Origin of the sequence: Novosphingobium terrae (assembly GCF_017163935.1) — a bacterium.
In the GTDB taxonomy this organism is placed as follows: Bacteria; Pseudomonadota; Alphaproteobacteria; order Sphingomonadales; family Sphingomonadaceae; genus Novosphingobium; species Novosphingobium terrae.
Map to the genome: position 1 here is coordinate 2,246,189 of NZ_JABVZR010000001.1, position 12,484 is coordinate 2,258,672.

Genomic DNA, 12,484 nt, shown 5'->3' on the forward strand with positions numbered 1-12,484 from the left:
AAAGGTCTAATCCGATGAAGCCTTACATTCTCTCCCTGGCCGCAGGGCTCCTGGTCGGCGCCATCTACGCCCTGATCGGCGTGCGCTCGCCTGCACCGCCGACCATCGCCTTGATCGGACTGCTGGGCATCCTGCTCGGTGAGCAGGCCGTGCCGGTGGTGACCAAGCTCATCCGCCGCGAACCCGTTCTGGCCTACCTCTCCACCGACTGTGCCCGCCGGGTGCTGCACTGGCACAGCGACACGCCCCGTCGCGACGCCTGATCCCCCTCTGTCCTGAAAGCCCTCCCAGATGACCGATCTCCTCATCGTCAACGCGAAGGTGACGACGCTCGACCGAGAAAACCCGCAAGCCGATGCCGTGGCCATCCGGGACGGACTCATTCTGGCGGTCGGCGCCGAAGCGGAGGTGCGGACAGTGATCGCACCCGGCGCGACCGTCATCGACGCTGGCTCGCGCCGCCTGATCCCAGGCCTCATCGACAGCCACATGCACATCATCCGTGGCGGCCTCAACTACAACATGGAGCTTCGCTGGGACGGCGTGCCGAGCCTCTCGCAGGCCATGGAGATGCTCAAGGCCCAGGTCGACCGCACGCCGGCGCCGCAATGGGTGCGCGTGGTGGGTGGCTTTACCGAACATCAGTTCGCCGAGAAGCGCCTGCCCACCATCGCCGAGATCAACGCCGTCGCGCCCGACACGCCGGTGTTCATCCTGCATCTCTACGATCGCGCCCTGCTCAACGCGGCAGCGTTGCGGGTCGTGGGCTACACGAAGGACACGCCCAATCCGCCCGGCGGCGAGATCATGCGGGACAGCGCGGGCAACCCCACGGGCCTGCTGCTGGCTCAGCCCAATGCGACGATCCTCTATTCGACGCTGGCCAAGGGCCCCAAGCTGCCGCCCGACTACCAGGTCAATTCGACCCGCCATTTCATGCGCGAGATGAACAGCCTTGGCGTCACCGGCGTGATCGATGCTGGCGGCGGCTTCCAGAACTATCCCGACGACTACGAGATCATCGAAAAGCTCCACAAGGACGACCAGCTGACCCTGCGCATCAGCTACAACCTCTTCACGCAGAAGCCGAAGGAGGAGCTGGCCGACTTCTCCGGCTGGGTGAAGCAGGTTTCGCCCGGTCAGGGCGACGACACCTATCGCCACAATGGCGCGGGCGAGATGCTGGTCTACTCCGCCGCCGACTTCGAGGACTTCCGGGTCGAACGTCCCGACATGCCCCCCAGCATGGAGGGTGATCTGGAACCCGTGATCCGCCTGCTGGCCGAACATCGCTGGCCCTGGCGTCTGCATGCCACCTATGACGAGACCATCGGCCGTGCGCTCGATGTCTACGAGAAGGTCAACCGCGATATCCCGCTGCAGGGCATCAACTGGTTCTTCGACCATGCCGAGACGATCAGCGACCGCAACATCGATCGCATCGCGGCGCTGGGCGGCGGCATCGCCGTGCAGCACCGCATGGCCTATCAGGGCGAATATTTCGTCGAGCGCTACGGCGCCAAGGCCGCCGAGCGCACCCCGCCCATCGCCAGGATGCTGGCAGCGGGCATTCCGGTGGGTGCCGGCACCGACGCCACCCGCGTGGCGAGCTACAACCCCTGGGTCTCGCTCAACTGGCTGGTGACCGGCAAGACGGTGGGTGGCCTCTCGCTCTATCCCGGCGCCAACCGGGTCAGCCGGGAGAAGGCCCTGAGCATGTGGACCCACGAGAACACCTGGTTCTCGAACGAAGTGGGCAAGAAGGGCAAGATCAAGGCCGGGCAGCTGGCCGATCTGGCGCTGCTCTCGGGCGACTACTTCAGCGTCCCCGAATATGAGATCCCCCATCTGCGCTCGGTCCTCACGCTGCTGGGCGGCAAGGTGGTGCACGGCGAGGGAGACTTCGCATCGCTGGCCCCTGCCCTGCCGCGCCCCATGCCCGACTGGTCGCCGGTGGCCACCTTCGGCGGATATTACCGGTCCCCCGAAGCCGACGCGAAGATGGCCAGCGCCTGCGGCTGCGCGAGCAGCTGCCAGGTCCATGGCCACAACCACGCCGCGGCCCTTGGCGCCAATGCTCCCGCCGCCGATGTCCAGACGTTCTGGGGTGCGCTGGGCTGTGGCTGCTGGGCCGTCTGACAAGGAACATCGACCATGACACGTCCCAAGAAGAACATCGCCCTCCTTATCGCGACAGCTTGCCTGGCGATGACGCCTGCAGCCATCGCCCGCACGGCGGCTCCCGCCGCGCCGGATTATGCCGTGGGCCCGCAGTATGACACGACGCACGTCTATGTGCCGGCGGACCAGTTCGACGCCTTCGTGACGAGCTTCTCTGCCACTTTCGGCGGCACAACGAGCAAGCAGGGCGAGTTTCAGGTGACACCCACCCCCAGCCTGACCAAGTCGCAGCTGGTCCTCACGCCTGCTGGCACCGTTTCGGTCTTCGGTTTCAAGACGCCCATCCCCGCCCCCTTCGGGGATGAACGGAACGGCTATCTGGTCACCGACATGGATGCCGCAGTCTCAGCTGCGGTGAAGCATGGCGCCACCCGTCTGATCACGACCTTCCCCGATCCGATCGGCCGGGACGCCGTCGTGCAGTGGCCGGGCGGCGTGAACATGCAGATCTACTGGCACACCGCCAAGCCCAGCTACGCTCCGCTGGTGACCGTGCCCGAGAACCGCGTCTATCTCACATCCGATGCCGCCGATGCCTTCGTGAAAAGCTGGGTCGGCTACGCTCATGCCAGGATCACGGCGGACGATCGCAACGTGCCGGGTGACGAGATCGGCCAGCCCGGCAAGACCGTTCGCCGCATCGCGATCCAGAGCGGCTACGGCAAGATGCTGGTTCTGGTCTCCGATGGGCAGCTGCCCTGGCCCTACGGCCGCGACATGACAGGCTATCAGGTCGACGATCTCGGCGCCACGCTGACCAAGGCCACCGCTGCTGGCGCACAGGTGCTGGTCACGCCACATGCTGCGGGCGGACGCCAGAGCGCCATGGTCAGCTTCCCCGGCGGCTACATCGCCGAAGTCCATCAGAACGCAGCGCGATGAGCCGCTCGCCCGCCTCGTCCCGCGTAGACGCGACGCCCGCTTTCGCCTCGGCCATTCTCGGCTGGGGCGGAACGGCCTTCCTCGCCCGGCTGGCCCTCTGCGGCGCCTATCTGCTGGGCGGCGTGGTCAAGCTGACGGACTTTCACGGCGCCGTGGCCGAGCAGGCCCATTTCGGCATGCCTCATCCCGCGCTGTTCGCGATGCTGACGATCGCCGTGGAACTGATCGGCCCGGCGCTGGTCCTCTCCGGGCGGCTGGTCTGGCTGGGAGCCGGCATGCTGGGTGTCTTCACCGGCCTTGCCGCGATCACGGCCAACGCCTTCTGGACGATGCACGGTCCTGAGCGCTTCGGCGCGACGAACGCCTTCTTCGAACACCTCGGCCTGATCGGCGGCTTCGTTCTCACCGCCATCATGGCCGAGCGTCGACCGAGCGGCAGTTGATGAGCATGCTCGTTCTGCTCGCCGCCGCGGCCACGACCATCGCGGACGGCGATGCGCTCGGCACAGATGCTTCCGACACGCCCTCCTCGATTGCAGCCCCGGCATCGAAGCCCCGTCCTGCGATCATGTTCAACCGCTGGCAGGAGGACTGGTCGGTTCTCGAAAACGCCGACGCCGTGCATGAGCCGCTGGACGAGCTGAAATATATTCCTCTCGCGGATGACCCGAAGACCTATCTGTCGCTGGGCGCCAATCTGCGGGAGAGATTCGAGACCAACAACGCCCCCTCCTTCGGCACCAACCCCGCCAACCCGCGCGATTCCTATGTGATCAGCCGCACGGAGATCCACGCCGATCTGCATGCAGGACCGGTGCAGGCCTTCGTCCAGCTACAGAGCGATTTCGCGCCGGGCAAGCAGGTCCGTTCCCCCGTCGACAGCAACAGGCTTGACCTGGAGCAGGCGTTTGTCGCTTTCGCTCAGAAGGTCGGGCCGGGCACGCTGAAGCTGCGCGCGGGACGCCAGCAGTTCGCCTTCGACCTTCAGCGCTTCGTGGCCGCACGCGATGGTCCCAACGTGCGCCAGTCCTTCGACGCTCTGTGGGGCGACTACGAGATCGGGAAATGGCGCCTGATCGGCTACTACAGCCGTCCGGTCACCAACCGCGATGGACACCCGTTCGATGACGCGAGCAGCAGCCGCAATCTCTTCTACGGTGCGCGTGTCGAACGCCTCGTGCTCGGTGGCAAGGAGCTGTCGGCCTACTGGTCGCGCTTCACAAACGACAATGCCAACTGGCTGACCGCCAAGGGCGCAGAGCAGCGCGATGTCTGGGACATCCGCTTCGCCGGCAAGCAGGGGCGCTGGGACTGGGATCTGGAAGGCATGGGCCAGACCGGGCATGTGACCACGTCCACCGGCTCAAGAAAGATCCGGGCATGGGCCTTCGGCAGCCGTTCCGGCTACACCTTTGCCGCCACGCCCCTCACCCCGCGCGTCGGCCTGCAGGTCGACGGCGCGTCGGGCAACCGCGCGAACAGCACCGTCCTGGGCACCTTCAACCCGCTCTTTCCCAACGGCTATTACGTCAGCCTCTCCGGATACACGGGTTACGTCAACTTCCTGCACGTGAAGCCATCGCTGACGCTTCAGCCGACCAAGACCGTCACTGTGATGGGTGCGATCGGCTTGCAATGGCGCATGACCACAGCCGATGCGATCTACACGCAGCCGACCGTCGCCGTCGCCAGAACCGCCGGGACCGGCGGACGGTGGACTGGCGCCTATGGCCAATTCCGCACGGACTGGAAGATGAGCGGGCATTGGTCGAGCGCGGTGGAAGCCGTGCATTTCGATGCCGGCAGCACCATCCGCAATGCGGGCGGACACGACGGAAACTATCTGGGCGTCGAGATCAAGTTTGGCTGGTGACCATCTCGCAGGTCGTCACTCGTCGATCCTGCAGGACGACCCAGTTCGACACGCCTGCCCCACGACTTCAAAAATTGCAAAGGACGATCCATGAGCCCCACTGACCGCTCCCCGTCCCCGCTGCCGATGCTGCTGCTGCTGCTGCTCACGGTAACCACGGGCCTTGTCGATGCGATTAGCGTGTTGGGACTGGGCAAGGTCTTCACCGCCAACATGACCGGCAACATCGTCTTTCTGGGCTTTGCCGCCGCCGGAACACCGGGCTTTCATCCCTTATCCTATGTGCTCGCGATAGGAGGGTTCCTGATCGGCGCCTTTCTGGCCGGTCGGACCGGGAAACGCCATGAAGGTCGTCCGTTGCACAGATGGCTGATGACCGCCGCTGTCGTCGAAGCCGCTCTTCTCTGGGCCGCAGCTCTGGTGTCATGCACCTTCGACGTGGCCAGCCAATCCCCCGACACCGCCTTGTTCGGCATCGTCGTGCTGACGGCGCTGGCGATGGGTTTCCGCAATGCCACGGTGCGCCAGCTGAAGGTGCCGGATCTGACCACCACGGTGCTGACCCTGACCCTGACCGGTCTTGCCGCCGATTCCAGTGCTGCGGGAGGCGCCAATACGAATTGGGCCCGCAGATGCGCCAGCGTGGTCGCGATCTTCCTGGGCGCCGCGCTCGGTGCGCTTCTTCTCGCCCATGCGGGAATGGCTGTGCCGCTTGCCCTCGCCGGTCTGCTGATCCTCGGCGGGACGATGGCCTGCGCGCTTCATCCCGCCTACCGCCAGAGCATCCCCGTCTAGAACTGTTCGATATTGCAAAAAACGGCCGGGCCCGGTCGCGCGCAAGCGCGGCGCGGGCCCGAACTACGTCCTAGCCAGCCCCATTCATTCAACTCCATCGAACATTTTGACTTCATTTATCCAGCTAAGTCGATGCTGCGATCAGGCCTATAACGCTTCCACCAGGACAGCAGACCACCATTCCCAAGGTCCTTGTCCCAAAGGAGAAGCCTTATGATCGAACTGCGCCCTTTCGCCAGCCTCGGCGGTGCCGACCACGGCTGGCTTAACGCCAAGCATCATTTTTCCTTCGCAGACTACTACGATCCGGCCCGCACCAGCTGGGGCAATCTGCGCGTGTGGAACGATGACGTCATTGCCCCGAAGAGCGGTTTCCCGCCTCACCCGCACCGCGACATGGAGATCATCACCTATGTCCGCGAGGGCGCCATCACCCATCAGGACAATCTGGGCAACAAGGGCCGCACCGAGGCCGGCGACGTCCAGGTGATGAGCGCAGGGACGGGCATCACGCACGGCGAATACAATCTGGAGGACGTGGCCACCAAGATCTTCCAGATCTGGATCGTCCCCACCAAGCGCGGCGAGCAGCCGAGCTGGGGCGCACGCCCTTTCCCGAAAGGCGAGCGCGCCGGACAGTTCGTGGTGCTGGCCAGCGGCTACGACAACGACGACGACGCCCTGCCGATCCGCACCGATGCCCGCATCGTGGCTGCCACGCTGAAGGCGGGCGAAACGGCGGAATATCCTCTGGGCAAGGACCGTCGCGGCTATCTGGTGCCCGCCATCGGAGCGGTGCAGATCGATGACGTGCAGATCAACACCCGCGACGGTGCCGCGATCAAGGACGTCGACGTGCTGAAGGTCACGGCTCTGGAGGACACCGAGATCGTGCTGGTCGACGCCGCCTGACCCCTGCCCCGACCTGTGGCCGGTCTTCCCCCGCCGGCCACAGTTCCCCCGAGAGGTGCATCAGTCCCGTGCCGACCGCCGCCTCGCTTTCCATCAGACCGGTCCAAGATTTGAGCGCCTTCGATCGGTAATATCCCGACACCACGCAACGAAGGAACATCAATCATGTCGATCACGGCCGAAGCCAAGCGCATTGCTCCCCTCGCCACGCCCTCGGGTCTGGGTGAAGAGGCCACCCACGATCTCTCCGCCGCACTGACCGTGCTGCTGGCCGATGTGTTCGCGCTCTACCTCAAGACCAAGAACTTCCACTGGCATGTCTCGGGCCCGCATTTCACCGAGTATCACCTGCTGCTGGACCGTCAGGCCGATCAGATCTTCGCCATGACCGATCCCATCGCCGAACGCGCCCGCAAGCTGGGCGGCACCACGCTGCGCTCGATCGGCCAGATCGCCCGCCAGAGCCGCGTGCTGGACAACGACGCCGACTATGTCGAACCGCAGGACATGCTTGCCGAGCTGTGCGACGACAATGGCGACCTGGCCACTCGACTGCGCGCTCTGCATGACCTGTGCGAGGAACATCGCGATGTGGTCACCGCCAGCCTGATCGAGAACTGGCTGGACGAGGCCGAGGGCCGCCGCTGGTTCCTTTTCGAAACCAGCCGCCACGGTCGTTGACCGGTCAGCCGTCTGACTTGCTCTCGTCCGGGTTGCCTCGTCGATAGAGGCCGGCTGGGCGAGAGCAGGCTCCAACCATCATTTTTCGAAATCACCAGGAGAAATCGCCATGCGCTTCAATTACCCTCGCAATCAGGGGCGCCCCTGGATCGTAGACATTGGCTTGTTGGTCGATGGCAAGAGGGACGCTTTCGTCCACACCGATCGGGCGGTCACGAACGTGTCAGCCCGCGAGATGGAGATCGGCACCGGTCAGGGAACACGGCTTTCCGAGCTGTAGCGCCATCCATCTGGCGAACTAGCCAGCCGTCTTTCCCATCACCACCGGCGGTTCCCAGTAAGGTGGCGAGCCGAAATGATCGCTCAGATAATCGAGAAAGCTGGCTACCTTTGCCGAGCCACGTCGGTTGGGAAGAAAAACTCCAGAGATCGTGCCCTCTGCGCTTCCGACCATCGCCGTCCAGTTGTCGAGCAGGATTACCAGGCGTCCTGCAGCGATATCCCCACCGACCAGCCAGGTCGGCATGAGCACGAGACCGACACCTTCGAGAGCTGCGCTGAGCAGGACCTCAGAGCCGGTCGATCGCAGATTGCCTTGGACATGGACCCGCATGACCTCGCCTTCACGCGCAAATGTCCATTGGTCCTCCCCGCCACCGTAATCAAACAGGAGACAGTTGTGGGTCTTGAGCGACGCCGGATCGGTCGGAACTCCCCTTTCCTCCAGATATCGCGGACTGGCGCACACAACGCGACGATGATGGGCCAGTTTGCGCGTAATGAGCGAGGAATCCGGTAAAGTCGCCAGACGTATGGCCACATCGACCCGCTCATCGACCAGATTGACCAGGCTATCGTTCAACTGAAGATCCAGTTTCACACCGGGGAAGCGGCGGAGGTAATCCGGTAGCGCCGGAGCCAGATGGAGACGGGCAAAGGCGATCGAAGCGGTTACGCGCAAGGTCCCGGAAGGCGACTTCCCGATTTCGCTTACAGCACGCTCAGCCTCATCGAGCTGTTCGAGGATACGCCGGGCATCCTGATAATAGGTTCGCCCTGCAGTCGTGAGGCTGACGCTGCGGGTCGACCGGTTGAGAAGAAGCGTTCCCAACTCCGCCTCCAGCGCGTTGAGCTGACGGGTGAGAGACGAAGGAGCCACGCCCAGCCGGCGAGCCGCCGATGTGAAGCCGCCTTGGTCGACAACCGCGACGAAGGCGGTGAGCGCAGAGAACCTATCCATACATCCACCTTTGCATAATTTGTCGGCAATGCTCCGAAATCTTCAGATAATCAAGGTTGCGGACCGCGCTACGGATGCCAGTTTATTGCACCCAGCGCAAAACTGATCGCCATTCTCTCCGGATTATCAAATCACGCTGCGGATCGCATTTTCGCATCAACGCCTTCGACAGGAGATCCTTCATGTCCATGCTGTTCACTCCCTTCAGACTCGGTCGCCTCGACCTTCCTAACCGCGTGCTGATGGCGCCGCTTACCCGGTCGCGAGCCGGAGCGGGCAACGTGCCGACCGACATGATGGTCGAATACTATCGGCAGCGCGCGACCGCCGGGCTCATCATCAGTGAGGCCACCCAGATTTCGCAGCAGGGCCAAGGCTATGCCTGGACGCCCGGCATTCATAGCGAGGAGCAGATCGCCGGTTGGCGCAAGGTTGCCGATGCCGTGCACGCGCAAGGCGGGCGGATGGTTCTTCAGCTCTGGCATGTGGGCCGTGTATCCCACCCGGTCTTTCAGCCCGGCGGCGCGCAACCTGTCGCCCCCACCGCCATGTCGGTGCCCGGCCAGACCTTTATCATCGATGAGAACGGTGAAGGCGCCTGGGCCGACGTGCCGGTGCCTCAGGAACTGACGGTTGCCGGGATACAGGCCATTGTCGCGGACTATGCGCAAGCCGCAAGAAATGCCATCGAAGCTGGCATGGACGGTGTCGAAATCCACGCCGCCAACGGCTATCTTATCGACCAGTTCATCAACACGAACTCCAATCATCGCACCGACGCCTACGGCGGTTCCATCGAGAACCGCACCCGCTTTCTCGTGGAAGTCGTCGACGCGGTGTCCGAGGCGATCGGCAGTGACCGCGTCGGCGTGCGACTGACGCCGATGGGCCGTTTCATGGGCATGGGCGACGAAACGCCCCTGGAGACCTTCGGGCAAATCGCCCGCGTCCTCAGCGGAAAGAACCTCGCTTACCTGCATGCTGTCGAGCCCGCAATTCTCGGTGTCGACAAGGATGCCGGCTATGATCCGCGATGGGACCAGATGATGGCCCTCATCCGCGATCTCTATACCGGTGTCCTCATTCTCGCCGGCGGCTATGAGCGCGATACGGCAGAACGAGCCCTTGCGTCCGGTCGCGGAAATCTCGTCGCGTTCGGCAAGAACTTCATCGCAAATCCCGACCTCCCTCGACGCCTTCTGCTCAATGCCCGACTGAACGAGCCCGACCGCTCGAGCTTCTTCGGGGGCACCGACAAGGGATACATCGATTACCCCAGCCTTGAGGAAGCACCGGCCGGGGCTGCGTAAGAGGCCGCATATTTCGGGGCATCCTCGCGCAAAACTCCTTCCGATCGTCCAAACCAATCGGCGGGCGATGACATAGGCTGGCGCCATAGGCCTGACCGTCGGCTTTTTGCGCCTTTCAACCAAGGAGCTTTTCATGACCAGCAAGATTATGGCTGGAAAGGCCGGCCTGCACAGCGTCAGGACGTCAGCGAGACGTTACAAGCTGACGACCGCCGTCACGCTTTCGATGGCGGTCGCTTCGGGCGTCGCGGTCGCCAACATATACTATAGCCAGCCGATGATTGGCGTCATGGAACGCGCCCTTCCCGGCGCAGCGTCGGGATTCATTCCGACCGCCACCCAACTGGGCTACGCCATCGGCCTGTTCCTTCTTGTCCCGCTTGGCGATCTTGTTGAGCGCAAGCGCCTCATCGTCACCCAGTTCTTCGTGCTGGCATTGGCTCTTGCCGCGGCCGCCTCTGCACCCGGGACCTTCACCATGCTGGCGGCATCGCTGCTGCTGGGTGCGGCGGCTACGGTTGCACAGCAGATCGTGCCTTTCGCCGCCCATCTGGCCGTGCCGGCACGTCGTGGGCACACGGTGGGCATGGTGATGGCCGGCGTGCTGTGCGGCATCCTGCTCAGCCGAACGCTTGCTGGCATCGTTGCGATCCATGCCGGCTGGCGTGCGATGTTCTGGCTCGCGGTTCCGATGGCGCTGGGCGCAGGTGCTCTGATGGCCTGGTGCCTTCCATCCCACCGCCCTGAAGCGCGCCTGTCCTATGGCGCACTCATTCGATCGCTTCTGCATCTGTGGAGGGAATTCGGCGCGTTACGCCTGGCGGCACTGACACAGGCGCTGCTCTTTGCCGCCTTCACGGCGTTCTGGACCATTCTCGCCCTGCACCTGCAGGAGCCCCATTACCGGCTTGGCGCCGACGCGGCAGGTCTCTTCGGAATCGTGGGAGCCGTCGGCATTCTCGCTGCTCCCGCGGCCGGCCGGTTTGCCGACCGCCATGGGCCCCACAGGGTGATCGCGCTCGGCGCGGTGCTCACCGTCGTATCCTTTGCCCTGTTCGCTCTGTGGGACAGTCTGGCCGGCTTGATCGTTGGGGTCATCATGCTCGATTTTGCGGTGCAAAGCGCGCTCGTGTCGAACCAGCATCTTGTCTACGCCTTGCGCCCGGAAGCGCGAGCCCGCCTCAACACGCTTTTCATGGGCTCGATGTTCCTCGGAGGCGCCGCAGGATCGGCAACCGCGACTGCTGCCTGGAACCAGGGGGGCTGGCATGCTGTCATGGTCCTTGGAGCGGGTTTTGCAGTGGTCGCCAGCGCCCTCCAATTCCGTGACATGCTCAGGAAGGACTGAGACGATGCGTATCATCATCTCGGGCGGCTCGGTCGGCGGCCTCTTCGCCGGCGCCCTGCTCTCCCTTCAAGGACATGATGTCCAGATCTTCGAGCGATCGCAACGAGGGCTCGCCGGCCGCGGCGCTGGCCTCGTCGCTCAAGAGGATGTGTTTGCCCTGCTGCGCCGGTTCGGGAGAGAGGACGTCACGCGAACCGGCGTGGTCGCCCAGGCGCGCATCTTTCTGGATCGCATGGGCGCCATCCTGTCATCGCACGCCCATCCGCAGATGCAGTTGTCCTGGGATCGCCTCTATCTTGCCATGCTCGATCTGATCGAGCCGGCTGCCTACCATCTGGGCAGTTCCGTCGTCATGGCGGGAAGCGACGAGCAGCGAGCTTGGGTCGAACTATCGGATGGCAGTCGGCAATCGGCCGATCTGGTCATCGGCGCCGACGGCATCGGCTCCTCGGTGCGGACAGCTATCGTAGCAAATCAGGCTGACACCCCCCGTTATGCTGGCTACGTCGCGTGGCGATTTCTCATCCCCGAGCAGGATCTGACATCCCTTTCGGCGAACGCTCTGGCTGGCCGCTTCGCCTTCTATCACGGCGATAGCACGCAGGTGCTTGGCTACCTCGTCGCCGGGCCGGCCGGTGAAACGGACCCGGGCACGCGCCGCTACAATTGCGTCTGGTATCGACAAGTCCACGACCTGCCTGGCTTGCTTATCGATAGCAAAGGCAGCGCTCATCCCTATTCGCTTGCTCCCGGTTCCGTTCCGGACGAGGTCCGGACCGCCTTGCTCAAGGACGCCCACGAGACGCTTCCACCCGCTTTCGCCCAGGTGATGACTAGGGAACCGAAGCCTTTCGTGCAGGCCATTTTCGATATGACCTGCACCACGATGACCGCAGACCGACTTGTGCTGCTCGGCGATGCGGCCTTCGTCGCGAGGCCCCATACCGCGATGGGCGTGGCCAAAGCCGCCGGTGACGCCATGGCCTTGGCGGATTTGCTGCAGGGACACGATCTTCCCCAGGCACTCCAGGCCTACAATGCGGCCAGAACACGTGCTGGCCGCAGCATCGTGGCCTACGGGCAGCGCCTGGGCGCCGATATGACACCACACGCAACGCATCCCGATTTCGGCAGATCTCTTTGAACCTCAGCCATGTGGCTGCCGGCCTGTCCGAAAGCCAGTCGAAGTCGATCGCAGGACAGTTCAAGTCTTAGAACCCCATTTAATCATGATCGTCCAAAACCTGTCAGCGCCAGACAGG

At 63.9% G+C, this 12,484-nt stretch carries 13 protein-coding genes; 12 read left to right on the forward strand and 1 reads right to left on the reverse strand.

The window, feature by feature from the left end; translation table 11 throughout:
- The first annotated feature begins 14 nt into the window (after window positions 1-14).
- The 9 genes from HGK27_RS10190 to HGK27_RS10230 all read left to right on the forward strand — a co-directional run bounded on the left by HGK27_RS10190 (window position 15) and on the right by HGK27_RS10230 (window position 7,604).
- Window positions 15-263 carry a DUF1427 family protein gene (locus HGK27_RS10190; protein ID WP_206240422.1) on the forward strand — a complete coding sequence of 83 codons (249 nt, stop codon included), beginning with the start codon at window positions 15-17 and terminating at the stop codon, window positions 261-263.
- Window positions 264-291: 28 nt separating this feature from the next.
- Window positions 292-2,139 carry an amidohydrolase gene (locus HGK27_RS10195; protein ID WP_206240423.1) on the forward strand — a complete coding sequence of 616 codons (1,848 nt, stop codon included), beginning with the start codon at window positions 292-294 and terminating at the stop codon, window positions 2,137-2,139.
- Window positions 2,140-2,154: 15 nt separating this feature from the next.
- Window positions 2,155-3,063, forward strand: a complete 909-nt coding sequence (locus HGK27_RS10200; RefSeq protein WP_206240424.1) for a VOC family protein — start codon at window positions 2,155-2,157, stop codon at window positions 3,061-3,063.
- Window positions 3,060-3,506, forward strand: coding sequence for a DoxX family protein (locus tag HGK27_RS10205; protein ID WP_206240425.1), 447 nt, complete (start codon window positions 3,060-3,062; stop codon window positions 3,504-3,506). The genes HGK27_RS10200 and HGK27_RS10205 overlap by 4 nt, the downstream gene beginning before the upstream one ends.
- Complete coding sequence (locus HGK27_RS10210; protein ID WP_206240426.1) at window positions 3,506-4,936, forward strand: alginate export family protein; 1,431 nt, start codon at window positions 3,506-3,508, stop codon at window positions 4,934-4,936. The genes HGK27_RS10205 and HGK27_RS10210 overlap by 1 nt, the downstream gene beginning before the upstream one ends.
- Before the next feature lie 90 nt (window positions 4,937-5,026).
- On the forward strand, window positions 5,027-5,731 hold the full coding sequence (locus HGK27_RS10215) for a YoaK family protein (RefSeq protein ID WP_206240427.1): 705 nt from the start codon (window positions 5,027-5,029) through the stop codon (window positions 5,729-5,731).
- A 213-nt stretch (window positions 5,732-5,944) separates the two neighbouring features.
- A complete protein-coding gene (locus tag HGK27_RS10220) occupies window positions 5,945-6,643 on the forward strand; it encodes a pirin family protein (RefSeq protein ID WP_206240428.1) in 699 nt (232 codons plus the stop codon).
- Window positions 6,644-6,808: 165 nt separating this feature from the next.
- Window positions 6,809-7,324: a Dps family protein gene (locus tag HGK27_RS10225; RefSeq protein WP_206240429.1), complete on the forward strand. Its 516-nt coding sequence runs from the start codon at window positions 6,809-6,811 to the stop codon at window positions 7,322-7,324.
- A gap of 109 nt (window positions 7,325-7,433) precedes the next feature.
- Window positions 7,434-7,604, forward strand: coding sequence for a hypothetical protein (locus tag HGK27_RS10230; RefSeq protein ID WP_206240430.1), 171 nt, complete (start codon window positions 7,434-7,436; stop codon window positions 7,602-7,604).
- A gap of 18 nt (window positions 7,605-7,622) precedes the next feature.
- Here the strand turns inward: HGK27_RS10230 and HGK27_RS10235 are convergent, their stop codons facing one another.
- Window positions 7,623-8,564: a LysR family transcriptional regulator gene (locus HGK27_RS10235; protein ID WP_206240431.1), complete on the reverse strand. Its 942-nt coding sequence runs from the start codon at window positions 8,562-8,564 to the stop codon at window positions 7,623-7,625.
- Window positions 8,565-8,746: 182 nt separating this feature from the next.
- On the opposite strand from HGK27_RS10235, the gene HGK27_RS10240 reads away from it, so the two are divergent.
- The 3 genes from HGK27_RS10240 (at window position 8,747) to HGK27_RS10250 (ending at window position 12,366) form a co-directional block, all read left to right on the forward strand.
- Window positions 8,747-9,874 carry an alkene reductase gene (locus tag HGK27_RS10240; protein WP_206240432.1) on the forward strand — a complete coding sequence of 376 codons (1,128 nt, stop codon included), beginning with the start codon at window positions 8,747-8,749 and terminating at the stop codon, window positions 9,872-9,874.
- 133 nt (window positions 9,875-10,007) lie between these two features.
- Window positions 10,008-11,222: an MFS transporter gene (locus tag HGK27_RS10245; protein ID WP_407674613.1), complete on the forward strand. Its 1,215-nt coding sequence runs from the start codon at window positions 10,008-10,010 to the stop codon at window positions 11,220-11,222.
- A gap of 4 nt (window positions 11,223-11,226) precedes the next feature.
- Complete coding sequence (locus HGK27_RS10250) at window positions 11,227-12,366, forward strand: FAD binding domain-containing protein (protein WP_206240433.1); 1,140 nt, start codon at window positions 11,227-11,229, stop codon at window positions 12,364-12,366.
- Window positions 12,367-12,484 lie beyond the last annotated feature (118 nt).